This window comes from Rhodobacteraceae bacterium D3-12, assembly GCA_025916135.1.
Taxonomy (GTDB): domain Bacteria; phylum Pseudomonadota; class Alphaproteobacteria; order Rhodobacterales; family Rhodobacteraceae; genus JAKGBX01.
The window spans coordinates 2,328,172-2,352,591 of the sequence record CP104793.1 but is presented as its reverse complement, the minus strand read 5'-3'; the positions used below and the strand labels follow the sequence as shown (position 1 = coordinate 2,352,591).

Sequence of the window (24,420 nt, the reverse complement as noted above, 5' to 3'; positions counted from 1 at the left end):
GTTGATGGCCAACCCGATATAGAAGATCGCGCAAGCTCGAAGTGTGAAAGACAAGACAGTAATGGCAAGGCGAACAGGCGAGAACAAGCTTTACACGGTCGTATCGGATCAGCTGCGTCGTCAGATACGCTCCGGCACGCGATGCCCCGGCGATCGTTTGCCGGCGATGGACCAGCTTGCTGTTGAGTTCGACGTATCGATTGTAACAATTCGCACTGCCATTGAGATCCTCGAAAACGAGGGGCTGCTAATGCGCCGGCAAGGCCGAGGGACATTTGTTGCCCGTACTGCGCAAGCTCGTGAATGGCTTAAAATCAGCACCAGCTGGGATGATCTCATCTCAGGTTACGCGGATACCCAGACCAAGAACGAGAACGAGGTATTGATCGAAACACCGGGTCGTTCGCTGCCCTTGGATGTTGGGGATGTCAAAAGTGAAAATTGCGCGCCAAGCTATATTTTCATGCGCCGCCGGCATCGAATGGAGGGTCTAGTCTATGCTTATACGGACCTTTACCTTGATGAAGAGATTTATCGTTTGGCACCGGAATCGTTCAAAATGGACATGGTGCTGAGAGTGCTGGGCACGACGCCTGGTGTCGAAATAGGCTCTGCGACACAGAGTATATCTATTGGCACAGCGGACGCTGAAACTGCAGACCTTCTCAACCTGACCGTTGGCGCTCCTGTCGGAGAATTGCTGCGCTTGGTAGAGGATCCAGACGGTCAAATAATGTATCGCGGAATGGTTTTTTATCGTGGCGATCTCGTCCGCGTCAGCACTCGGTTGAAGTAGCCGGTGACCGCTTGATTGGCGGGCACCCTTTTTGTGTGCAGATTGCCGATATCCGTTACCCGTACCCGTTACGGCGTGTCAGCGCCCAGTCTGCGCCCACGACGATGCACCGACTATCCGGCGTCTCGGGAAGATGGTGTGCCAGCACCTTGGCCGGGTCGGTCGCCGAAATTGAAGCCTTCAGCATCCGGCGCTGCAGAACATAAGCATTGGTATTGTGGTTGCGTTTGTCGTGCTTAAGGCTGAGATAAACTGACCAAGAATGTGAAAGCTCGTTTTTGCCAGAGACCTTTGACACAAGCGGATCATCCGCAACCTTCTTGTTGTCGTATCTGTGGTGTGTTTTCCGCGATGATGTGTTTTGCGGGGCGTCTGTGATGTTCCGGGCGATTCTATCGGGCTATCACCGGAGGCTTGATGCGGCAGGTCGGTGGGCGCCAAGGGATTCCGCTGAAACTCACGGCGCGGCGCGGCGGGGTGGTGAGCGCAGTCGCGCCATGTTGTGAGCGTTATGAGGTCTGGGGCGTCACAATTGGAGCGCTTTGATCACGCATGCGGCGGCTTTGCGCGCCGACGGAGAAAAGCTGACGTGTTCCATGAAGTTGTGAACGACGCCTGCGTGCACTTGGTGCTCGGTTTTCACGCCTGCCGCTGAGAGCATTTCGGCGAAGGCGCGACCCTGATCAAACAATGGATCAACGCGGGCGTTGATGATTGTGGTGGGCGGCATGATGGATAAATCTGGCGCGTTGACGACCGAGGCGCGCCAGTCTTTGCCAAGGCTGCGGTCGGGCAGATATTGTTCGCGGTACCAGAGCATTTCCATCGCTTCGAGGTAATACCCTTCGGCGAAGTCTTTCATCGAGCCGGTCAGGGGCGCATTCTGGGTCGGGACCGTCATGTCGGTCACCGGGTAGAGCGCGACGACGCGGGCAGGCGCTTGACCTTTGCTGGCAGCGATCAGGGCGCCAACGAGGCAGAGGCTTCCTCCGGCGCTGTCTCCGGCGAGAACGAGGCGGTCCGGTGTGGCGAGGCCGCTTGAGATGATGAGGTCAAATGCGGCTTCTGCGTCTTCGATCGGGGCCGGGAAGATGTGCTCAGGGGTGCGGCGATAATCGAGGCTGATGACGCGTTGACCGGTTTGTTCGGCGAGCCAGCGGGATTGATTGTCATAGGTTTCAACGCAGCCCATAGCGAAGCCGCCGCCGTGGGAATAGAGCACGAGCGCATCGTTGCTTTGGTTGGGGGGCGTATAGAGGCGCATCGACGCGCCGGTTGGCAGCGGAATGTCCCGGGTTGCGACATCGGTTTCGGGTTGTGGGCCGCGTTGGAGATACCCTTCGCGATAGGCGGCGCGACTCTCTTGGACTGTTGGTTCGGGGGTTTCGGCGGCCTTGGCGGCATAGTCGTCGAGGAAGGCGATCAATTCGGGGTCGAGCGGGTGTTTCATGAAAGGGTCCCATATGCGGGAAAGGGGCCAAGCTCGGTCGCCTCATAGACGCCGCGCGCGGTGGCACGGGCGAGGCATTCTACTGCGGCCATGCCAAGTTTGGTGATGTCCACTTCGGTCGCGCGCATCGTTTGCTGGCCGGTGGAGATGCAGAAGATCACATCGCCGTCGAACGGGGTGTGAACCGGGTGAATCGCACGCGCCAACCCGTCTTGGGCCAGCATGGCGATCCGCTTGGCTTGTGCTTTGGTTAGGGCAAGATCGGTGGCGATGACGGCAAGGGTGGTGTTCAAGCCCGGTTCAGCGAAATCCGGCAGCTCGGTTTGCACCGGAGCAGGGGGCGGCGCATCGGTGCAGCCGCCGAATTCAGCGTTACATTCAAAATCGGCGGCCCAGAAACGGCGGCTTCCGGGCACGAGCACCTGACCAAATGAGTTTACCACAACGAGCGCGCCTACGGTCTCGCCGCTGGCGAGGCGGCAAGAGGCGCTGCCCAATCCGCCCTTGATTTGGCCCGCAGCGGTGCCGGTGCCGGCGCCTTCGGTGCCGAGGGCAAAATCGACATCGGCGTTGTCTGCGGCTTGTTTGGCGAGGTTGAAATAGAGGTGTTCGTCGTCCCATGATTTGTCGCCCCCGTTATGCAAATCGAACACGATCGCGGCGGGCACTGAAGGGATGGTCGCATCAAGAAATTTGCCGCCCATCTTGTTCTTGCGCAGCCAGTGCATCACGCCGCTGGCTGCGTCGAGACCGAAGAGGGAGCCGCCCGCGAGGGTGATCGCATCCGACCGCTCGGACAGGCACGAAGGATCAAGCAGATCCGTCTCGCGCGTGCCGGGGGCGCCGCCGCGCACATCCACCGCACAAACGGCGCCGCCGTCCGGCAGCACAACCGTGACACCGGTGCGCACGTCGCGGTCTTGTGCGTTGCCCACACGAATGCCCGGCACATCGGTGATGAGATTTCGCATTTTCAGCCTCGATAATAATTTGATCAAATTAATTATTGACTCGAATTGGATCAATTGCAATATAATTTAGGCTAATCGCATTGCAATTATAAGGCTGAGCTACATTGGGATTTCTGACCATTGAAAACGTGTCTCACCAATACGCAGGGACGCAGGCAAAGGTTCTTGACGAACTGGCGTTGCCGATCCGCGAAAACGAGTTTTTCACGCTGTTGGGGCCTTCGGGTTGTGGCAAAACGACGATGCTGCGGGTGATCGCGGGCTTTGAGGTGCCGACCCAAGGGCGCGTATTGCTGGATGGGGTGGACATCGTGAAAACGCCGCCTTGGGCGCGGTCGGTGAACACGGTGTTCCAGAACTATGCTCTGTTTCCGCATCTGACGATTCTGCGCAACGTGACCTTTGGTTTGAAGATGCGCCGGATGCCCAAGGCCAAACGCCACGAGGCCGCGCGCAAGGCGCTGGAGTTGGTGCGGCTTGACGGGTTTGCCGAGCGGATGCCCTCGGATTTGTCGGGCGGGCAGCAACAGCGGGTTGCGCTGGCGCGGGCGTTGGCGTGTGAGCCGCGTCTGTTGTTGCTGGATGAGCCGCTTTCGGCGCTGGATTACAAGCTGCGCAAGGAAATGCAGGGCGAGTTGAAACGCATACAGCGCGAAACGGGAACAACATTTGTTTTCGTGACGCATGATCAGGAAGAGGCGCTTGCCATGTCGGACCGGATCGCGGTTATGCGGCAAGGGCATCTGGAGCAGGTAGGCACCCCGAGCGACATTTATGACCGCCCGGCATCGGCGTTTGTGGCTGAGTTTATTGGCGACTCTAACCTGTTGCCGGTGACGCCGGGAACGAAGGGCACGCTGTGCCTGTCGGGGGGCGTGACCTTGGGATCAAAGGCACGCAGGCCGCGCAGGTGATGATCCGCCCGGAAGCGCTACGGATTGCGCCCGATGGCGCGTTGTCGGGCAGGGTGACCGATCTGGTCTATTCCGGGGCCGCGACGCGCTTTGCGGTGGCGCTGGACGGGGGCAATGAGACCGTCCATGTGCAACAAAACAGCATCGCGGCGTCCGGCATCAGCTTGGGTGATGAGGTGCGGGTTGCATTTGACCCGGACGCGCTTTGGATGCTGGCAGCATGAGTGCGGCGGGGCAGAGCGCGCAGATGCGCCGCAGGGTCGGGCTTACGGCGCCGGCGATCCTGTTCATTGCCATCCTGATGGGTGGCCCGATGTTGATTATGGTGTTCGTGTCGCTGGTCGAGCGGGCGCCCGACGGTGGTGTTGTCTGGGGGCGGTTCACCACGCTGGCCTATCAGCAGTTCTTTGTCGAAGAGAACCTGCTGGGCGAAAAATCGTTTAACACCGATTACTTACAGATTTACCTACGCTCGGCGTTTTTGGCGGGAATTACAGTGGTTGCAACCTTTGCTATCGGGTTTCCGACGGCGATGTATGTGGCGATGCAGGAACCGCGCAAGCGCGCCTTGCTGATCTTTTTCCTGTCGTTGCCATTCTGGGTGAACCTTTTGGTGCGCAACTATGCTTGGTTGCTTTTGCTGAGGGCGAACGGGCTGTTGGATCAGGTGGTGATGGGGCTGAACCTGTCCTCGGAGCCATTGAATATTCTATATACCCAAACGGCGATTTTCATCGGGCTGACGTATTCCTTTTTGCCGCTGATGGTTCTGCCGATCTATGCGGCGATGGAAAAGTTCGATTTCTCGCTTGTTGAGGCGGGGTTTGATCTGGGGGCGACGCGGTTACAGACCTTGGTTCATGTCATCATTCCGGGCGTTAAAGGCGGCATCATTGCCGGGTGCCTGTTGGTCTTTATTCCGGGGCTTGGCTCTTATGTGACGCCAGTGCTGCTGGGCGGGTCCAAATCGTTGATGATCGGCAATCTTATCGAGGCCCAATTCGCCGCGGCGCGCAACTGGCCGTTTGGAGCGGCATTGGCCTTTATCCTGCTGATGATGGTGGTTCTGACCGCGGTGCTGCGCGCCCTACTTTTACGCAAACGCCGGAGGGTGAACACATGAGAGCCAGAGGTTTCCAATCCCTTCCGTGGCGGTTTCGCGGGCTGAGCGCGACGGCGGTGTTGCTCTACGTCTATCTTTATATCCCGCTGATTGTGCTGATCTTTTTCTCGTTCAATGCCGGGCGGATGGCGACGATCTGGGAAGGGTTTTCGCTGCGCTGGTATGCTGATGTGATTGTGTCAGAGCCATTCCGGGCGGCCACGTTCAATTCTGTCATCGTGGCGTCGAGCGCTGCGTTCTTGGCCACGGTGATGGCGACGCTGGCGGCTTTGGGTTTTCGCGGACGGCCAATGCGGGGGCAGGCGATGCTGGTTCCGTTCCTGTCCTTTCCGCTGGTCATTCCCGAGATTGTTACTGCGGTCGCCACGCTGATTTTCTTTATTTCGGTGGGCATTCCGCTCGGCATGATCGGGTTGATCGCGGCGCATACGGTGTTTTGCATTCCGTTCGCCTTTATCACGATCAAGGCGCGGATGGATACGATGGATACGGTATTGGAGCAAGCGGCGAACGACCTTTACGCCACCCCGCGCCAAGCCTTTTTCGCGGTGACCTTGCCGATGCTTTGGCCCGCGATCCTGTCTGGCTTTATTCTCGCGTTCATCGTGTCGCTTGATGACTTTGTGATCTCGCTGTTCCTTGCCGGGCCGAGCTCTACGACGCTGCCCATTTACATGTACGGAATGATGCGCCTTGGCGTGACGCCTGCGGTCAATGCGGTCTCGACGATCCTTTTGGTGGCATCCGTTTTCTTCGTTCTGATCGCCGTTTGGGTCAACCAAGTTCAACGAAAATAATAGTTAATCAACAGAGGAGACTACCATGAAACTCAAGACAATTGCCTGTGCTGCGCTTGCGGCTGTGATGGGGCTGGGGGCGGTGACGGCCCAAGCCGAGGAAGAGAAGAAGGTCAATCTGTTCTTCTGGCCGGGGTACATCCCTGATGAGTTGCTGGCGCGGTTTACCAAGGAAACCGGCATTGAAATCACTATGGACATTTACGACACCAACGAGGCTTTGCTGGCCAAGTTGCAGGCCGGCGCCGCCGGGTATGATGTTGTCATTCCATCAGGTTACATCGTTCCGACGATGGTTGAGCAGGGTCTGTTGCAAAAGTTCGATCTGAAGACCCTGCCGAATGGCGGTAACATTGCGCCTGCCTTTGCCGACCCTGAGTTCGATCGCGGTCGTCAGTATACCGCACCCTATATGTGGGGCACGACGGGGCTGGTTTATGACAGCGCCAAGGCCGGGGGCGAGTTGCCAAACAGTTGGTCGGTTTTCTTTGAGCCGGGTGCCTTGAGCGGCAAGGTGGCAGCGCTTGACGATGAGGTCGAGGTGTTCAATGCCGCCGCATACTATCTTGGGTTCGACAAATGTACCGAAGACCCCAAGGAAGGGCAGAAAATTCTTGATTTGCTGATGAAGCAGAAACCTGAGCTTTTGCTCTATGGCTCATCGGGCACGATCGACCGTGTTCTGGCGGGTGAGGTCGCGATGCATCACATCTGGAACGGCGCGGCGCACCGGGTGCGCAACAAGATGGAAACGGCGCGCTATATCTATCCCAAAGAGGGCATCACGCAGTGGGCCGATAACCTGTCGATCCCGACATCGGCGGCGCACCCTGAGAATGCCAAGATCTTTATCAACTTCTTGATGGATCCCAAGAACGTGGCCGAGATCACCAATTTCACTGGCTATATGAATGCGATTGCGGGGTCGGAAGAATTCCTGAAGCCAGAGATTGCGGCGGATCCGGCGGTCAACATGCCGGCGGAGTTTGCAGAGCGGTTGCGTCCGGGGCGTGAATGTTCGCCAGCGGCGCGTGATCTGCGCAACCGTGTTTGGACACGGTTGAAGAAGTAACGCGCGATAAGTGAGCCAAACATCGGGGCGGAAGCGGATGAATTTTTGTACCAATATGTCGGTTTCCAAACCCGGTGTTCGGTCTGCGCAGGGCGTTTGCGTTGCGCAGAATACAAGAGCTGCCGGAATTGGCGCGGAGATCCTTGCCAATGGTGGCTCTGCCTTTGATGCGGCTGTGGCGGTGTCTTTCGCGCTTGGCGTGCTTGAGCCGTGGATGAGCGGTATTGGCGGTGGCGGCGGTCTGTTGTTTCGTGACGGGGCGAGCGATGCCGTGCAGACCATTGATTTCGGGCTTGTGGCGCCTGCGGGGCTCGATCCCGACATCTATCGGCTTGAGCCGGGCTACAGCAACGACATGTTTCCGTGGCGAAATGTGCAGGAGAACCGCAACAGCAGCGGCATTCATTCAGTGGCGACGCCGGGGGTGATTGCAGGGATGGGGCGGCTTCATGCGCATGGCGGGCGGATGCCGTGGCGCGATTTGTTGGCCCCAGCAATTGAACTGGCGCGCGAGGGCGTGCGCAGCGATTGGTATGCGCAGGTTTTTGTCAGCACCTGCATGGGGAAATTGCGCGACGATCCGGCGCTTTGCCAGACGTTTTTGCCGGGTGGCTTGCCACCGGCGGCTGCGGGTTTGGCCGCAGGGCAGGCGGGGTGGCGGTTGTCCGCGCTGGCCGACACGCTGGAGCAATTGGCCCATTGCGGATGGGAAGATTTCTATTGCGGAGATCTCGCGACAAGTATCGCGTCAGAGGTTCGTGATGCCGGGGGAAGCCTAGGGCTGTCCGACCTCGGGGCGTATGAGGCGCATCAAAACGCGGCGCAAAGCACGGCTTTTCGTGACGCCAAGGTGTTTCTGTCACCGGGGTTGTCCTCTGGCAAGGCATTGGCGCGGGCGCTGGAGTTGATGCCGGTTACCGACAGCCTTGGAGGTGTTTGGTTTGCTGAGATGGCACAGGCTTTGCACCAAGCGCAGAGTGAACGGTGGCGTGAAGACGGCGATGGCGCGGGTGATGACGCAACGGTCCCTAAGGCGACTGATCACGACGGAACCGGCAAGCCGGTAGATTGCACCACGCATTTCGCGGTGAGCGACGGGCAGGGCAATCTGATCTCGGTCACGCAGACGATCCTGTCAGCTTTTGGTGCAGGGGTGATGTTGCCCAAGACCGGCATTATCCTGAACAACGGGATGATGTGGTTTGACCCTGAACCGGGCAAGCCGAATTCGATTGCGCCGGGCAAGCGGTGTTTGATGAACTTTGCGCCGACGATCCTGAACCAAGGTGAGGCGTGGAGCGCCATCGGCGCGGCCGGTGGGCGGCGCATACTTTCGGCGGTGGCGCAATTGATCGGGTTTATGGTGGATCACGGGCGTGACGGGCAGGCGGCCTTGCAAGCGCCGCGGATGGATTGCTCTATCGCGGGTAAGGTAACCGTGCCCCAAGAGTTGGCGGATCTGGCCGAGATCGGCGCCAAGGGCTTGGATCTGGCGGTTGCGCCAGCGTTGCCTTGGCCACTGACCTATGCCATTCCATCTGTCTTGAGTGTGGGGAGCGCCGGGTCGACCGGCTATGCTGATCCGGTGTCGCCATGGAGCGGCGCGGTTGCTCCGCAAGGCAAAAATGTAAGGAACACCCGATGAGCCAGATTGCGCATACCGCGGATCAAGCCGAATTGGAGGAGATCGACACACGCCTGTTCAACACTTCGGTGCGCAAGGCGATGGACCTGTTGGCATCGTTCAACGGTGGTCCGGCGGAACAGACGATCAGCCAGTTGACCAAAGCCACGGGCGCGGACCGCTCGTCGGTTCAGCGGGCGACCTATACGTTGTTCAAGATGGGCTATTTGAACTGTGACCCCGCAACCCGGCGCTATCGGGTGAGCGAGAAGATGATGGATATGTCTTTTGCGTTTCTGCGGGCCGACCGAATGGTCGAGGCGGCTTTGGCGCCGCTGGCTATGTTGTCAGAGCGCACGGGCGAAAGTGTGCATCTTAGCCGGATGAGCGATTTTGACATCATCTATTTGCTGCGCTGGCCGCTTGGGATGCAGCAACACTTTGCCAGCCTTCCGGGACGCAGGTTGCCGGCTTATTGCACGTCGGGCGGGCGGGCGATGCTGTCGCTTTGGCAACCCGAGGCTGCACGCGCCTTTATCGAGGCGAGCGACCGTGTGGCGCGCACCGACAAGACGATCACCGATCTGGAGCAGATTATCGCGCTGATTGATGTTGCGCGCAAAACGGGTGTGGCGCGTAGCGATGGTGAATGCCTGATGGGGGAGGTCGCCCTGTCTGCGCCGATCCATTTTGACGGCGATCAGACGGGCGGTGCCGCTGTTCATGTGACTTTGCCGGAGGGGAAATATTCTGATGCGGAACTTGAAGACAAGATCATCCCCCTCTCAAGATGGCAGCGCATATTGTTGGCAATACCTTGCAAATCTAATTCGGTGGTTGATCATGGCTGATTTTCATGTTTCCGGGCTCTACCGCTATCCGCTGAAATCCGGCCGCGGCGAGCGGCTTGAAAGAGCAGCTATTGGTGCTGACGGTGTTGCGGGGGATCGTCGCTTTATGGTTGTTGATGAGGCCGGTGCGCAGGTCACATCGCGGGAGACGCCAGAGCTTTTGCAAATTGGGATTATGCAGGCGGGGAATGGGTTCGCGCTGGCGCTGCCGGGGGGGAGACTGTGCCCATTTCAGGTGACGGGCGCATGCGGGATGCCTGTCTGTTTTCCGATCCTCTGCATGTGGAGGACGCGGGAGAGGGCGTCGCGACGGCGCTGTCAGAGCGTCTTGGCCGCGATGTGCGGCTGGTGCGGACCCGCAAGGAGACAGAACGCCCTTATGGCGGCGCGGCATACGGCGGGTTTGGCGATGTGGCGCCGCTGTTGATTGTCAATCAGGCCAGCCTTGATGCGCTTAACGCGCGGCTTGCGTGGCCGGTTGAAATGAGCCGGTTCAGGCCGAATGTCGTTGTCGCAGGGGCCGAAGCCTTTGCCGAGGATGGTTGGGCGGAGCTTTCTATCGGGACGCAGGTTTTTGAGGTGATCGAGCCTTGTGTGCGGTGTGTTCTGACGACGATTGACCCCGAAACCGGACGGCGCGATCACGGGCAACAGCCATTGCGCAGCCTGTCAGAGTTTCGCGCAGATGACGGCGGGGGCATCCATTTTGGCGTTTATGCACGGCCCGTTTCCACCGGCGAGATTGCTCAAGGCGATGGTGTAAAGGCGCGCTCGCACCCCGAGCCGCGCCACTATGCGGTTGGCAAGCCGGGGATCGCTTTGCCAGATGATCGCCACCTATTGCGCATCGTCGAAACCGAGGGCGCAGCCGATCAGGCGCGCCACATCTGGCTGCGTTTTGAAGACCGGACATGGGGCGCGCCGATCCAGCCGGGGCAGTTCATCACGCTTAGGGTGCCACAACCCGACGGGAGCGAGGCGATCCGCTCGTTCACGATTTCGGCGCGGCGCCATGAGGATCGCGAGCTGCGCGTATCGGTGCGCCAACAAGGTCACGGCGGTGTGTCGGATTTTCTGGTGAATGAGGCCTGTGTTGGCGATACGCTTTGGACAAGTGGTATTCACGGTGATTTTACGTTTGATACGCGCGAACAGGCGGCTCTCTTCCTGTCTGCGGGGAGCGGGGTGACACCCTTTCTGGCAATGCTGTCTGGCCGTGAGGACATGCGCGACACCGTTCATATTCACGTTGATCGCAATCAAGCGCGGGCGATTGGCTATGAGGAGTTGCAAGCGGCGCAAAAAGCGCAAGCGGGATATAAGCTCTCTCTGCGATGGAGCGCGCAGGACGGGCGGCTTGGCATACCGCAGCTCGCGGCGATCCCCGGTGTGGCAGAGCGTAAAGTCTGGCTGTGCGGCCCCGAGGGGTTTGTTGAGCAGACGCGTGCGTTGCTTACGCAGCTAAATGTGCCGGATGCACATGTGCATACCGAGACCTTCAGCCGCCCGGAAACAGGCGCAGAAACTGGACAGACCTTCATGGTGAGCCTCGACGGGGCTGCGCCGGTTGCTGTTGATGGAGGTATACCCCTTCTCAGGGCGCTTCGTGCTGCCGGGATAACGCTGCCGTCCTCTTGTGAAGTCGGCAGTTGTGGCACCTGCCGTCTGCGGCTTGTGGAGGGGGAGTGTCACTCTGCCGGAACGACAGATGACAAGACTGCTATTTTGCCGTGCACCTCTTTTGCGAGATCAGATCTTGTTCTTGCGCGGTTTGAGGAATGAGCGGTCACGCGTGAACAAGGCTGCGGCCGTGGCGCACGGATTGGGTGCTGGCCCTTCTCTTTGCTGCGCCGAGAGGGGGGCGGCATAGCATGCTAAGGTGATATGCGTTTTAGGTCGGCTTTATGTGCCCGCGTTCGTGCGTCAGCTTCGGGTAAAGTAATCGAGCGAGCGGCGCAGGTCTTCGCTTTCGTAACCGCGGCCAATGAAGACGATCTGGTTCTGGCGGGCGCGGGCCTCAGGGGGGAGCAGCTCGGGTGGTTGGACGGATTTGCGCACGGCTTGCAACAAGAGTGGCCCGGCAGGCGTTTCAAAGACGCCTTTGACCCGCACCAGATCATCGCCGCGGGCGTGAAGCAGAGCCGATAGCCAGACGGAGAATGTCGCCCAATCGACCTCGGTAGGAATGTCGATCTTTGTGGGGCGGATCGGCGCCGCCCCGCCGGAGAACTGCGTCAGGTCATAGGCCGAAACCGGCTCTGTAGTGCTCGGGTTCAGCTCGACCGGCTGGCCTTTGATGGCGGCCTCGATCTTTGCGCCGGGGTTGAGCTGTTGCACCGTTGCTTTGACCTTGGCGAGCGTTTGGTCGGGGACCGTGTCGATTTTGGTCAGGATGATGCGGTCGGCGGATTCGATCTGTGCCCGGCTGAGGTGTTCGCGGTTAAGTTGCTCTTTGGCATGCAGGGCATCAACCAGCACAGTGATTTCAGCGACGCGAATATGGTGCACCAGAATGCTGTCGTTCTGGATCGCCTCAAGAATGGCGGCAGGGTCGGCAAGGCCGCTGGTTTCCAGCACGATATGCTGGTTGGTGCGGTCCTGTTTGGGTTGGCGGCTGCGTTCGTCACAAAGTTTGCGCAGGGCGGCGGTGAATTCTTCTTTGCCAGCGCAACAGGCACATCCGCCGGCGAGCATCGTCAGGCGGTCGGCCTGAGCGGCGAGCAACGTGTCATCTACAGGTGTTTCGGCGGCTTCGTTCACAAGGATATGCGCCCCTTGGAAGGCACCCTCGAAGAGTTGGTGGCGTAGCCACGTCGTTTTGCCGGAGCCAAGGTAGCCACCGAGGATCGTAAGGCGCAGGCGGTTTTGGTCGGCGTCTGCTGTCATGGGGCGGGAGTGTCAGCCGCCGTAAAGCGCGGGTCCAGCGGGTCGATCGGGTGGCCAAGTTGGCGCGCGGTCTCTGCCCAGACCGCTTCGAGATCGGGGAGCAGGGCGGTGCGGCCGGTAAACGACGATAGCGCAAAGCCCGGTCCATGTCCGGGTGGGCGGGCGGTGAAGCCGTAGCCATTGAGCAACCGGTTGAGGATTTGCGCGCGTTGCATTTGCAGGCGCAACCGATCACCGGCGTTGTCTGCCCCAGCATCGGTCCAATGGCCGGGGCGTGTCGGAAATCCACAGGCATTGCACATGGTCGGTCCTCGCCGTTTGGGAATGGGCAGCGCATTTGCGCGCTGCCCATGTGAGTTTCAGGTCGGAAGGCGTCAGATGGTTTCGGGGCGCTTGTCGCTATCAAAGGGGAAGCGCTTGCGGAAATCATCGGCGATGGTGTTGAAATCCACCCATTCGACGCCGGAATGGCCGTTGATATATTCGATCAACCGCTCAAGCATCAACAGAACCTGTGGGCGGCCAGCGACGTCGGGGTGAATGGTGATCGGGAACACGCCGTATTCCATTTCACGGTAGACCCAGTCGAACTGGTCCTTCCACAGCTGCTCGATATCGCGCGGGCTGACAAAGCCGTGGCTGTTTGGCGCGTTCTTGATGAACATCATCGGCGGCAGGTCGTCGACATACCAGTTGGCACCGATATCGACGAGGTCGATTTCCTTGCCGTGCTTGAGCGGGTGCATCCATTCGCCGGCGGTTTTGGAAAAGTCGATCACGTTCCATTCGTCGCCGACGCGGGCATAGAAAGGAAGGAAGTCCCGGTAGCTTTGGCTGTGGTCATAAGAGAAGCCATATTTGCCGAGCAGGGCGGCTGTCACGTTGGACATTTCCCACCACGGCGCAACATAGCCTTTGGGCGCTTCGCCGGTGAGGCCTTTGATAAGCTCAATCGATTTGACCAGCACGTCTTCTTCTTGGGACGGGGTCATGGCGACGGGGTTTTCGTGCATATAGCCGTGGGCGCCGATTTCGTGGCCGGCCTCGACGATCATGTCCATCTCTTTTGGAAAGGTCTCAAGCGAGTGACCGGGAATGAAGAAGGAGGTGCGCATGTCGTATTTCTTGAACAAGCGCAGCAAGCGCGGAACGCCGACTTCGGTTGCAAAGATACCGCGTTGAATGTCGTTGGGCGAGTCGCCGCCGCCGTATGAGCCAATCTGGCCTGCGACGGAGTCGATATCCGTGCCGAACGCGCAATAGATCTTTTTGGTCATTTTGTAGTCTCCTCTTCGTTGTGTCGTCGTTTTTTTAGGTGCGGAGTTACCCGCGGATGATCTCTTCGCAGCCCAGTGCTGCGGAGAGCAGGGCGGTGTCCTGTCCTGTTGGCGCTGACATGAGGAAGCCGGTGGGCATCCCGTCGGGATCGGTGCCATTGGGTATCGACACGCCACACCAGTCGAGAAAATTCCCCAGAGACGTATTGCGCAGGGTCAGGGCGTTGGCGCGCGAGAAGGCTTGCTGGTCCGCCTCAAGGGGGGCGGTGTCCCAAGCAGTGACGGCCGTTGTGGGGCAAAGCACCAAAGCGTTTCCGATCCGGCGAGCAGAGGAGGCCATGGTTCTGGCGCGGGCCTGTTGCAAGGCGATCAGGTCGAGCGCGCTCATGGTTTCGGCCTGTCTGATACGGTTGACGACGCGGGCGTCCATCAGTTGTGCGGCGGGGCTTTGCAGGCGTTTGGCATGCACAGAAAGCGCCTCGGCGGCGACGAGAAAACCGTGCTCGGCAAATAGGCCGGTCAGTTCAGCAAGCTCGGGGAGCGATATCCGTCTCACCCGTGCGCCTGCGGCTTCTAGCCGTGCCACGGTGGCGTCGAAGTTTTTGGCCACGGCCGGGGACAGGCCGTCGAACAGGATTTCGTCGGGAATGACGAAGGAGAGCGTTGACGGGTCTGCGGCGCGCGCTTCTGGGGCGTCCTTGCCGCGAAGCACCGCATCAAAAAGCGCGCAATCAGCAATGCTGTGCGCCAGCGGTCCGATGGTATCGAGCGATTTGGACAGGGCAAAGACACCGGTCATCGGGTGACGCCCGGCCGAGGTTTTGTAGCCAACGACGCCGTTGAAGGACGCGGGAATGCGGACTGATCCCCCCGTGTCGGACCCCATCGAAAGGGGTACGATTCCAGCCGAGACAACAACGCCGGACCCGGAGGAAGAGCCACCTGGGCTGCGGGTTTGCCCGGCGGGCGCGTGGGTATTGCGCGGGGTGCCGTAATGGGGATTGAGGCCGATGCCGGAATAGGCAAATTCGGTCATGTTGACGGTGCCGGTCGAGATAAGTCCCGCCCGATGGGCCTGAGCGACGACGGGTGCATCGGCCTTGGCCGGGGCGTCGTCTTTGGTCACCAAAGACCCGGCGGTGGTTGTGCGCCCTTTGAGGTCAAAAAGGTCTTTCCAAGCGACGGGGACACCGTCGAGCGGGCCTGCGGGCAAGCCGGCTTTATAGCGCAGGCGCGAAGCTTGCGCCTCGGCCAGAGCACGCGCACGGGTTGTTTCGATATAGATCGCTTCGTCGCCGTGCTTGGCCAGTTGATCATAGACCTGTTCGGTCACGGTGACTGCGTCGAGCTTGCCCGAGCGCAGGTCTGCCGCGATCCTGCTTGCCGTGAGGTGAGCCATCTCAGCCCCCTAGTGGTCGATGACTGTGGCATTGGCGGATTTCCACGCAACGAAAGCGCTTGCTCCTGCCTTGAGCCGGTTGCGGTATTTGTCGACATGACCTTCGACGTTGATCTGTTTGCCGTCTGCGAACCGCACAACCATTTGCATGATATGGCCAACGATTTGCAGCCGCTCGATGGTGCAGGGGATCGCGTTGGACCCGAAGTTGGCGCGCATTTCGGCCTCGGGCACGTCGGCGGGCACGAGGTCAACGGCCTCGGCGGGGAGAATGATGCTCATTTCCCGGCCCTCTTGCGCGTCGATGTTTGCGCGATTGGCGCCGCCAAGTGTGCCAAACGCCGTGTCCAGCATCACGATGCCATCCTTGTGCGCGCGGACCGTGCCGGGCAGGATGGTGTTGGAGCCGATAAAGCGGGCCACGAATTGGCTGGTGGGGTGGGTGTAAAGCTCGCGCGGGGGGCTGACTTGTTCGACGCGGCCTGCGTTCATCACCACGATCCGGTCGGACAGGGCGAGCGCTTCGGATTGGGCGTGGGTCACGAAGACGAAGGTGATGCCAAGGTCGCGCTGCAGAAGTTTCAATTCGTTCTGGATGCTTTTGCGCAGGTTCGCATCGAGCGCGCCAAGTGGTTCGTCCAGCAGCAGGATGTCTGGCTCCACCACAAGCGAGCGGGCCAACGCGATACGCTGGCGCTGTCCACCCGAGAGGCGGGCGGTGGGCATATCGGCGATGCTGGTCAGGCCCAGCTTTTCAAGGATCTTGTCAACGGCGCGATTGGCTTCGGCGCGCGGCATCTTTTTGACTTCGAGCCCGAAAAGCACGTTCTGGCGCACGTTCATATGCGGAAAGAGCGCGTAGTTTTGAAAGATCATCGAGGTGGGGCGTTTTTCGGGGAGCTGATCGTTCACGCGTTTGCCGCGGATCATCAGATCGCCGGATGTCACCGTTTCAAAGCCCGAGATCATGCGCAGGGTTGTGGATTTGCCGCAGCCTGATGGGCCAAGGAAAGCAATGAATTCCCCCTTTTCGACATCCATATTGAAGTCGATGACGGCCGGAGTTCCATTGTCGTAGGTCTTGTAGATGTTTGTGAGTTGAAGATCGTAGGCCAAGGGAAAGCGTCCTATTCGGAGAGGGGGAAGGGTGGGTTCAGCCGGTGGGCCGGCTGAACCGTTGGTGTTTTAAGCGGAGAGGAACTCGTCCCACTTGCGGATGAGGAGGTCGTACTCATCCGGCCACTGGTGCCAGTAGGCGACGTTCGAGGCGCGCTCTTCGAGCGAGCCGCCATCGCGCAGGTTGCCTTCTTTGATGCCACGCTCGGTTTCGCCGACCCAAGGCTTGCCTTCGTACCAGAAGGCGTATTTGTCGGGGTCCATGACGTTTTTGACGTTCGTGGTTGGCGAATAGTAGCCTTGTTCGGAAACCGCGATGGCGGGCGGGCCGGAGAGCCAGTAGTCGGCGTAGGCCGCGACCGCTTCGAGGTTCGGCGAAGTCTTGAGAGGTGCCACCCCGATCGCCCAGCCACGATAACCGCTTTTCATTGTGGCATAGGAGCATTCAACGCCCTGTGCCTTGACCGCCATAACAGCGGGCTGCCATGCGTCAGCGATGACCATCTCGCCGGAAGCCAGAAGGTTAACCAACTCGCCAAAGTCACCCCAGAGCGCGCGGAACTGGCCCTCTTTCTTTTTGGAGATCAGGAACTTGGCCGCTTCTTCGATGGCGGCGGCGTCCGGGTTGCCGGGGTTTGACACTTCGAGAAGGCCTAGTTCGTTCATCGCAAGAACCGCTTGGCCAAAGGCGATCAGCGGGTCGACGTTGAGGCCGGTTTTGCCTTTGAACTTGGGGTCGAACAGCGACGACCAGTTGGAGGCTTCCTCGGCGTCGACCAGATCAGGGCGGTAGCCGATGGAGTCGTAGTTATAGACTGTCGGCACCATGTTGAGGCGCTTCTGGCTTTCGTCTTCCCAGATTTGGCCGACGATCTGGCGGTTGAGGTCCCAGCGGTCCGAGGCGGTGGTGAAGGTGTCGCGGATACCGGCCCAGTTTTTCAGGTTCTCTGACGGGATCGGTGCCAGTTTGTCTGTGGCGACCATCGCCGCGAGCCGTTCGCCGATGATTTCCCAGCAATCGTAGGCATCCGAACCGGACAGGATTTCGGTCTGGGTGTTGGGGAAAATGTCAGCCTTGCCGCTGACCGAGCCGACGCCGGCTTTTTCTTTGAAGTCGTTCAGGATGCGTTCCTGCACGGTCACCGAAAGACCCACGGTGCGAAGCTCTTGGCTGGCTAGATCGGCCGCGAAGGCCTGTTGGGCGCCGAGAAATGGCATGCCACCGGCGGCCAGCGCAGCGGAGCCTGCGGTGGTTTTCAAGAAGTTGCGTCTTGAAAGGTTTGAGTGTGTCACTTGTCTTCTCCTTGTTGTGGTCGTTAATTTTGGTTGTTGATTGGGAAGGCGTTGCTTCCTTACGTATTCAGTAGCGCCCGACCATAAGCCCACCGTCCACCGTAATGACTTGTCCCGTCAGATAGCGCGCCGCGTTTGATGACAGGAAGCCAACGACATCCGCGATATCATCGGGCTGTCCGATGCGGCCAAGCGGGACGATGTCGCCCACAGTCTTGGCGCCTTCAGGCCCGAGGGAGTGTTTTTCCGACAAAAGCTGTGCTGTGCGGATGTATCCGGGCGCCACGCCGTTCACGCGCACGCCATGGCCGCCCAGTTCGACAGCGAGGCCGCGCACCAGCCCGACCACGCCTGCTTTGGCGGCGGAGTAGTGCACATGTTCGTCCCAGCCATAGGCAACGCCCATGATCGAAGAGAGGCAGATGATTGAACCGGAGCCGCGTGCCTTCATTCCAGCAGCGGCGGGGCGGATTACGCGGAGCATCCCCTTGAGGTCGATGTCAAAGGTTTGATCCCATTTCTCATCGGTCAGCTGTTCGAGGGGCACACGATGGGCGATGCCGGCATTGGCAACGATGGTGTCAATCTTGCCAAAGCGGGTTTCGATGTCTTTGACGACTGCATTCGCGCGGGCCGTGTCGGTGACGTCGAGATGTTGGAATTCGGCTTCGCCGCCGGCTTTGCGGATCTCCTTGACCACGTTGCGGCCATCGTCTTCGAGCATATCGGTGACCACGACATGGTCACCACGCGCCGCCAGCGCCTTGGCTGTTGCGCGCCCGATGCCGATACCGGCGCCCGTGATCAGTGCGATTGAAGTCATAGCATTACGTCTCCGGAGTTTGGTGACAAGGTTTGGCCCACGTAGATCTGCGCGGCGTCCGAGCAAAGGAACCCGACGGTCTCGGCCACGTCCTCGGGTTCGCCAAAGCGGCCCAAGGGGAGTTCGGCAGCCTTGGCTGCGCGCCAGTCGTCGGACAGCGCGCGCACCAGCGGTGTGTTGATCGGGCCGGGGGCCACGGCGTTGACGCGCACCCCTTGGGTAGAGACCTCGCGCGCCAGCGCTTTGGTCATCCCGATGATACCCGCCTTGGCGGCCGAATAATGCACCAGTTCGATGCCGCCGATCTGACCCAGTTGCGAGGCCATATTGACGATGCAACCCGATTTGCGTTCCAGCATTTGCGGCAGCACCGCATGTGTACACAGGAAGGTGCCGCGCAAATGCACCGCGATCATCCGGTCGAAATCGGCCGGCTCAAGATCGACAAACCGCGCTTGGTGAACGTGGCCGGCATTGTTGACCAGATGGGTCGGAGCGCCATATTTGGCTGTGCAACTCTCGACCATCCGCGCAACGTCTGCGGCGTCCGAGACATCACCCTGCACGGCAAGACCACCGATTTCCTGAGCTGCACTCTCTGCGGCCTCGGCGTTGTAGTCGTTGACGACAACATTATAGTCGAGCGCTGCGAGCTTTTTGGCGACCGCAAGACCGATACCCGATCCTGCACCTGTGACGATTACGGTACTCATGAGATGTCTTCCTGCATGGCGACTTTCTTGGCGCGTCGCACGCTCAGGGCCATCAAGATGCCGTAGACCGAGAGAAGCGCGAAGGAGAACAGAGTGGTCATCACCCCGAAGGCAAAGATGTTGGGGTGGATTTCGACCGAGAAGGTCCCGTAGATCGCCAGCGGCAAGGTTTGATCCCGACCCGACGCGAACAAAGTGCGCGGGAATTCATCAAAGCTGAGCGTGAAGGCGAACAGCATGGCCGAGAGCACGCCGGGGAAGATCAGCGGGAAGGTCACCTTGCGGAACGTCCTGATGGGGGACACGCCGAGCGACCATGAGGCTTCTTCGACCGAACCATCGAACCGGTTGAGGATCGCCAGCATCACGAGGAAGGCGAAGGGGAAGGTGTAGACCACATGCGCAAGGAAGGCTGTGCTCCACCAGTGCCGCTCGATGCCGACCACGTTGTTGGCCAGAAGCGATGTGCCAAGGCCAGTGAGAACACCCGGCACCATCATGCCCAGCACGATGAGGTAAAAGACGAGGCCAGCGCCGCGGAACCGCTTGCGGAAGGCCTGTGCCGCCATGACACCGAGCACTGTTGAGGTGACCATGGTCATGAAGGCCAGCACAAGCGAGCGGATGAGGGCTTCGCCAACCGGGAGAGGGGCGATGCGTGAGGGCGGTGTCAGGCCGAAGAGGTGTTTGTACCAGTAGGTCGACCATTCGATGATCGGGAACTGTGGGCCGCCTTCGGGGCCTTGTTGGAAGGACAGGATCCCCAGCACGATGAACGGGCCATAAAGGAACAGAATGAACAGGCCGACATAGACGCCGAGCATTGGTTTAAGAACTTTGGATTCCATTGCTCAAATCTCCCGTTTCAAGTCGACGATGCGCAGGAAGCCTGCAACGACAATGCCCAGAAGGATGGTCAGGATCACTCCGACGACCGAGGCCATTGCCCATTTGAGAGACCCAACCTGGGTCACGATGATGTTGCCCAACAAGTTCACCTTGCGTCCTGAAAGCGCACCGGATGTGGCGAATTCCCCCAGCACCATGACGCTGACAAAGATCGCGCCCACGACGACGCCGGGCAGGCTGAGCGGGAAGATGATTTTCCAGAAGATGCGTCCGAAGCCTGCGCCCAAGTCGCGGGCGGCTTCGATGATGTTGCGGTCGATACGTCCCAGCATGAAGGCAATCGGGCCGACCATGAAGACGACGTAGATTTGTGTCATGCCGATGATGACGGAAAGTTCCGAGAACAACAGCACCTCAATCGGGCTGTCGATCAGGCCGAATTTTTGCAAAATGATGTTGATCGCGCCTTCCTTGCCCAACATTGGCCGCCAGGCCAGCACCCGGATCAGGAAAGAGGTCCAGAAGGGGATAACGCAAAGGACCAGAAGGATGGTCGAGACAGTTTTGCTTTTGACCAGCAGTCCGACGTAGAGCGCCGCCGGATAGCCGATCAGGAAGGTCATTGCGAGGACGATGAGCCATAGGCGAATGGTCGTCCACAAGGCTCCGACATAGGCCTCGGAGCCAAAGAAGTTCTTCCAGCTTTCCAAGGTAAGGGTGGAGTTGATCGAGAAGGTGGTCTGGGTCCAGAAGGAAACATAGACGATCATCATGATCGGGGCGACGAGGAACAGGATCATCCAAACAACGCCCGGGGCGAGCAGCCGGAACGCGTTTGATTTTTGCCTGTTGGTGCTTTCGGTGGTCATTATGCGGTCTCCTTCCCGAATACGATTGCCTGTTCGGGATCCCATGACAGGAGGTAGTTTGCGCCAACCTGAAGATCGCGCGGCTCTCCCAGGCTGAGGTGGTGATCGACTTCGACAGATTTGTGGTCTTTGGTTTCGAACAAAAAGACGATCGACGAGCCGAGATATTCGCTGGCAAGATAGCGAACGGGCAGGGCGGGGCCCGGCAGGTTGGTTGCGTCGGTGTCAAAGATTTGCGTGCGGTCATAGCGGATCGCGTAGACATCGCTGGTGTTGGGTTGCGACGTTGCAACCTGCACTTCGCCGAAGGGGCCCGTGAAGATTTCGCTCTTAAGGACGCCGTCGAACAGGTTGAAACGGTTCAGGAAAAGCGCCACGTCCGAAATTACGGGTCTGTCGTAGATGGCATCGGGTGTGCCGTACTGAACGATCCGGCCCTGATCCAGAACGGCGACTTGATCGCCCATGGCCAAGGCTTCGGTTTCGCTGCCGGTCACATGCAGGAACGTCACATCGAGCCGCTCACGAATGGCGCGCAGTTCGGTTTGCATTCTTTCGCGCAGGTTGGCATCGAGCGCGCCCAGAGGTTCGTCCAGAAGAACAAGTTTGGGCTGCAATACCAGCGAACGGGCCAGCGCGACGCGCTGTTTCTGACCGCCGGAAATCATATCCGGGTTGCGATCTTCCAAACCTTGGAGGCCGACCATTTCAATGGCGCTCTCTACGCGGCTGGTGATTTCGCTATTGTCGACGCGGGTGGCGCCGTTGCGCAGGCCATAGGCCACGTTTTCAAAAATTGTGAGGTGCGGGAACAGGGCGAAGTTTTGAAACACAAAGCCGATGCCGCGCTCATGGGCGGGGAGGTCGGTGATGTCACGACCTTGAAACCAGATGCGGCCTTTGTCGGGCTTTTCAAAACCGGCGATCACGCGCAGGAGGCTGGTTTTTCCCGATCCTGAAGGCCCGAGGAGCGCGATGTAGCTGTTATCCTCCGCAACGAAATCAATGCCGTTCAGCGCGGTCAGATCACCATAGCTTCGCGTCACATCTTCCAGTCGGAATATGGGGTCGGTTTGCGTCATAGAGCCCTCTTTTTTGTCGCGAAGTCAGTCAACGAACAGCCGCGCGGTTCGCGAAAGGTTGCATTTTCGGTTCTCGGTCTAAAAATGTATAAAGTATGAAATAGCTAATTGCCTTGCGTGGCAATAGTCATCTTTGGCAAAATTTTCAGGAGAAAATCCGCTATTAGCGCAAATTTCAGCGAAATTTTCTAATATTTGCCAAATCAAAAATGGATATTGAATTCGGTATCCGTTTTATACGCGGATGAGGTAGGGGGAGCGACTCACTCTCGGGGATTAGAGCGACGAGTTTGAGTCGGGCGAGGCTCTTGAAGGCGAGGGTGCGCAGGTGCTCTTTTAGAAACTCGGTCGAGGCATTGATCTGATTTGACCTGATGAGTGCGAAGAGTGTTCCGTATTGATCCAGCGCGACCGGATCGACGGGCAAACCCAGATCGCTGAGCGCCTTATCCGTTGCCGACAAAAGCAGGCGATTGTTGCTGATGATCTCAACCAATGCGCTGTTCGGTGCACGGCCAAGGCAATGGCGCATCAGCGCATCCTCAAGCTCGGCGGCGTCCTTGACCTTGCCGCTTTCGATCTGTTCGCAGACCTGTGTGATCTGGGTGTGGTCGATATGTTCGGCGGCCAGTTTCAAGGCCGAGGGTTCCATGATGCTGCGCAACTCGAACTTTTCGCGCAGAGTGCGCGCGGTGAGGGGCCCTGCGAGCCAGTGCGACGTGGCCCCTTTGCGGATCAGGCCGCGTTCGTTCAAGCGGCTCAGAACATCGCGCGCCACGGTGCGGCTGACGCCGAGGTGGTTGGCCAGCTCGGTTTCGATCACCCGGAATTCGCCAAAAATCTGACAGGCGGCTATTTCGGCCTCGACCTTGTCATAGACTCTTTGCCAGGTGCCACGAACTGCGAGAGCTGCGCGCGACTCGTCTGGGATGGCAAAGCCGAATTCTTCGAGGGGGCGGCGGTTTGGGGTGAGGGGGGTTGCGCCGTTTCCTACCAGATAGCCGCGGCCACGAAAGCGGTGGATCAACCCTTCGGCGTTCAGCATCCGCAACGAGGCCTGCACGGGGGCGCGGCTGGTCTGCATCAGCTTGGCGATCGGCCCTTCAATCAGGACGAGCCCGTCCGGCAAGCGGCCTGATTGAATGTTGTACCGCAAAACGCGGCTGATGGTTTCATAAAGCGGTTCTTGGCCCGGGCTGGTTGGTTTCATGCTCATGCTGTGGTTGTTCCCAAGGCTGCCATGAAACGCTTCCATGCGCGGGCGGCATAGTTGTATTCGTCCATCACGGTGTTCCACAGTGCGATCCGACCGACCCGTTCGCGATAGGCACCGCCGGGGCGGCGTTGACCTGCGCGGACAACAATTTTGCCGTCTGGTCCTTTGAGATCGCAGGGCGCCAGATCGCCGTCATACCAATAGCCCCATTCCTCGGGGCTGAGATATTCGCGCACGCCTTCGACATTGGTCATGTAATGGCCCCGGCGTGCCATAAGCGCGCCAGCCGGTCCGGTGAGCCACCAGTTGAGATACTCATAAGCCATGTCCAGCTTTACGCCGCTGAGATGGCGGGCGAGGGAGGCACCGCCATGCCACGCGCGATAGCCTTCTCGTGGCACGCTTTCGCAGAACACGCCCGTCATCTCGCGCAGATTGCCGTAGGAGGGCGACCACATGCTCTGGACCGAGACACGGTCTGACAGAATGAACGCCTCGGCCTCGTCCGGGGACACCCAGCTTCCGGCGAAGAAGCCTTGTTGCCGCAGGGTTTCGAGAAGCGCCATGAGGCTGTCGATCTCGTCCACCGTCATGTTGCCGATGTCCTGAAAGGTCAAATCGCCGTTCGCCTCGGCGGCGAGGGCGGCGTCGAAGATGCCGATTGCAGGCTCATCCACCAAAGCGATGCGGCCACGCGCGCGCCTGTCGAGCAACATCGCCCAGCTTGCCCCTTCGGGGTGTTCGTCGCGGAAGAGGCGGCGATCAAAGCCAAAGCTGTCGACGTTATGCGCGGTTGGCAACATGCTGATGGTTGGCATCGGCTGCTGGCCCAATGTGCTATCGGGTTGGACGTATAGCTTGAGCACCGGGGCGTCGCCGTGGCCCTGCCAAGTGTATTTGCTGATGCCGCCGGCTTTGGAGAGGTCACCGATATTGTCCCACTGCTTGATCCTGTTGGTCTCGATGGGTTGCAGCGCCCCCCAATACCAAACGATGTCGAGGTTGTGGAAACATTGTTCGTAGATGTCGTAGTCCTGAGGAGAGACCGCCGCCAAGTGCTGACAGGTGAGAAAGTCGAGCGACTCGTGCTTGATGTCAAAGCCGAGGTCCGCCACGGCCATTTTGCGCACCTCTTCCAGCAGCGTCACATCGGTTCCGCGAACCCGAAGGACACGGCGTTTGTGGTTTGGCGGTGAGGCAAGTTTATGTGCGCTTGAGGAACGGGCTGGCATGTGGGGATCTGCTCTCCTTCTTGCGGGGTAGGACATTGCCCCGGCGTAGATGTTTGGTCTGTTGCAA

Annotated in this window: 23 protein-coding genes and 1 pseudogene; 9 read left to right on the top strand and 15 right to left on the bottom strand. The window is 59.3% G+C overall.

From position 1 onward, the window contains the following. Positions 1-43: 43 nt before the first annotated feature. Complete coding sequence (locus N4R57_11540; protein UYV35705.1) at positions 44-796, top strand: GntR family transcriptional regulator; 753 nt, start codon at positions 44-46, stop codon at positions 794-796. Positions 797-1,322: 526 nt separating this feature from the next. Here N4R57_11540 and N4R57_11535 read toward each other — a convergent pair. Further along, positions 1,323-2,246, bottom strand: coding sequence for an alpha/beta hydrolase (locus tag N4R57_11535; protein ID UYV35704.1), 924 nt, complete (start codon positions 2,244-2,246; stop codon positions 1,323-1,325). Then, positions 2,243-3,217 (bottom strand): P1 family peptidase, encoded by a 975-nt coding sequence (locus tag N4R57_11530; GenBank protein ID UYV35703.1) that lies wholly within the window; start codon positions 3,215-3,217, stop codon positions 2,243-2,245. Before N4R57_11530 ends, N4R57_11535 begins: the two co-directional genes overlap by 4 nt. Before the next feature lie 119 nt (positions 3,218-3,336). Here N4R57_11530 and N4R57_11525 point away from each other — a divergent pair. The 8 genes and pseudogenes from N4R57_11525 (at position 3,337) to N4R57_11490 (ending at position 11,380) form a co-directional block, all read left to right on the top strand. Further along, positions 3,337-4,053 (top strand): annotated as a pseudogene (locus N4R57_11525) (ATP-binding cassette domain-containing protein). Positions 4,054-4,130: 77 nt separating this feature from the next. Then, the gene (locus tag N4R57_11520) at positions 4,131-4,355 is read left to right on the top strand and encodes a TOBE domain-containing protein (protein UYV35702.1); all 225 of its coding nucleotides are present in this window, start codon (positions 4,131-4,133) and stop codon (positions 4,353-4,355) included. Further along, positions 4,337-5,254, top strand: a complete 918-nt coding sequence (locus N4R57_11515) for an ABC transporter permease (protein UYV35701.1) — start codon at positions 4,337-4,339, stop codon at positions 5,252-5,254. Before N4R57_11520 ends, N4R57_11515 begins: the two co-directional genes overlap by 19 nt. Then, positions 5,251-6,051, top strand: coding sequence for an ABC transporter permease (locus N4R57_11510; protein ID UYV35700.1), 801 nt, complete (start codon positions 5,251-5,253; stop codon positions 6,049-6,051). Before N4R57_11515 ends, N4R57_11510 begins: the two co-directional genes overlap by 4 nt. A 25-nt stretch (positions 6,052-6,076) precedes the next feature. Beyond that, positions 6,077-7,123, top strand: a complete 1,047-nt coding sequence (locus N4R57_11505; GenBank protein UYV35699.1) for an extracellular solute-binding protein — start codon at positions 6,077-6,079, stop codon at positions 7,121-7,123. 37 nt (positions 7,124-7,160) lie between these two features. Beyond that, positions 7,161-8,768, top strand: a complete 1,608-nt coding sequence (locus N4R57_11500) for a gamma-glutamyltransferase (protein UYV35698.1) — start codon at positions 7,161-7,163, stop codon at positions 8,766-8,768. Continuing rightward, a complete protein-coding gene (locus N4R57_11495) occupies positions 8,765-9,598 on the top strand; it encodes an IclR family transcriptional regulator (protein ID UYV35697.1) in 834 nt (277 codons plus the stop codon). Before N4R57_11500 ends, N4R57_11495 begins: the two co-directional genes overlap by 4 nt. A 222-nt stretch (positions 9,599-9,820) precedes the next feature. Beyond that, complete coding sequence (locus tag N4R57_11490; GenBank protein UYV35696.1) at positions 9,821-11,380, top strand: MOSC domain-containing protein; 1,560 nt, start codon at positions 9,821-9,823, stop codon at positions 11,378-11,380. A 141-nt stretch (positions 11,381-11,521) separates the two neighbouring features. On the opposite strand, the gene N4R57_11485 is transcribed toward N4R57_11490, so the two are convergent. The 13 genes from N4R57_11485 to N4R57_11425 all read right to left on the bottom strand — a co-directional run bounded on the left by N4R57_11485 (position 11,522) and on the right by N4R57_11425 (position 24,353). Beyond that, on the bottom strand, positions 11,522-12,484 hold the full coding sequence (locus N4R57_11485; GenBank protein ID UYV35695.1) for a GTP-binding protein: 963 nt from the start codon (positions 12,482-12,484) through the stop codon (positions 11,522-11,524). Next, positions 12,481-12,786: a hypothetical protein gene (locus tag N4R57_11480; GenBank protein ID UYV35694.1), complete on the bottom strand. Its 306-nt coding sequence runs from the start codon at positions 12,784-12,786 to the stop codon at positions 12,481-12,483. The genes N4R57_11485 and N4R57_11480 overlap by 4 nt, the downstream gene beginning before the upstream one ends. Positions 12,787-12,858: 72 nt before the next feature. After that, the gene (locus N4R57_11475) at positions 12,859-13,761 is read right to left on the bottom strand and encodes a polysaccharide deacetylase (protein UYV35693.1); all 903 of its coding nucleotides are present in this window, start codon (positions 13,759-13,761) and stop codon (positions 12,859-12,861) included. A 46-nt stretch (positions 13,762-13,807) separates the two neighbouring features. Continuing rightward, positions 13,808-15,160, bottom strand: coding sequence for an amidase (locus tag N4R57_11470; GenBank protein ID UYV35692.1), 1,353 nt, complete (start codon positions 15,158-15,160; stop codon positions 13,808-13,810). Between the two features lie 9 nt (positions 15,161-15,169). Next, a complete protein-coding gene (locus tag N4R57_11465; protein UYV35691.1) occupies positions 15,170-16,276 on the bottom strand; it encodes an ABC transporter ATP-binding protein in 1,107 nt (368 codons plus the stop codon). A gap of 69 nt (positions 16,277-16,345) precedes the next feature. Then, positions 16,346-17,569, bottom strand: a complete 1,224-nt coding sequence (locus N4R57_11460) for an extracellular solute-binding protein (protein UYV35690.1) — start codon at positions 17,567-17,569, stop codon at positions 16,346-16,348. 67 nt (positions 17,570-17,636) lie between these two features. After that, positions 17,637-18,392: an SDR family oxidoreductase gene (locus tag N4R57_11455; protein ID UYV35689.1), complete on the bottom strand. Its 756-nt coding sequence runs from the start codon at positions 18,390-18,392 to the stop codon at positions 17,637-17,639. Further along, entirely contained in the window at positions 18,389-19,105 is a 717-nt protein-coding gene (locus N4R57_11450) for an SDR family oxidoreductase (protein UYV35688.1), read from the bottom strand. Before N4R57_11450 ends, N4R57_11455 begins: the two co-directional genes overlap by 4 nt. After that, positions 19,102-19,953 carry an ABC transporter permease gene (locus N4R57_11445; protein UYV35687.1) on the bottom strand — a complete coding sequence of 284 codons (852 nt, stop codon included), beginning with the start codon at positions 19,951-19,953 and terminating at the stop codon, positions 19,102-19,104. Before N4R57_11445 ends, N4R57_11450 begins: the two co-directional genes overlap by 4 nt. Before the next feature lie 3 nt (positions 19,954-19,956). Next, positions 19,957-20,823, bottom strand: coding sequence for an ABC transporter permease (locus N4R57_11440; protein UYV35686.1), 867 nt, complete (start codon positions 20,821-20,823; stop codon positions 19,957-19,959). Further along, on the bottom strand, positions 20,823-21,905 hold the full coding sequence (locus N4R57_11435; protein UYV35685.1) for an ABC transporter ATP-binding protein: 1,083 nt from the start codon (positions 21,903-21,905) through the stop codon (positions 20,823-20,825). The genes N4R57_11440 and N4R57_11435 overlap by 1 nt, the downstream gene beginning before the upstream one ends. Before the next feature lie 175 nt (positions 21,906-22,080). Continuing rightward, positions 22,081-23,121 (bottom strand): GntR family transcriptional regulator, encoded by a 1,041-nt coding sequence (locus N4R57_11430; protein UYV35684.1) that lies wholly within the window; start codon positions 23,119-23,121, stop codon positions 22,081-22,083. Next, positions 23,118-24,353 carry a signal peptide prediction gene (locus N4R57_11425; protein UYV35683.1) on the bottom strand — a complete coding sequence of 412 codons (1,236 nt, stop codon included), beginning with the start codon at positions 24,351-24,353 and terminating at the stop codon, positions 23,118-23,120. Before N4R57_11425 ends, N4R57_11430 begins: the two co-directional genes overlap by 4 nt. Between the last annotated feature and the right edge of the window lie 67 nt (positions 24,354-24,420).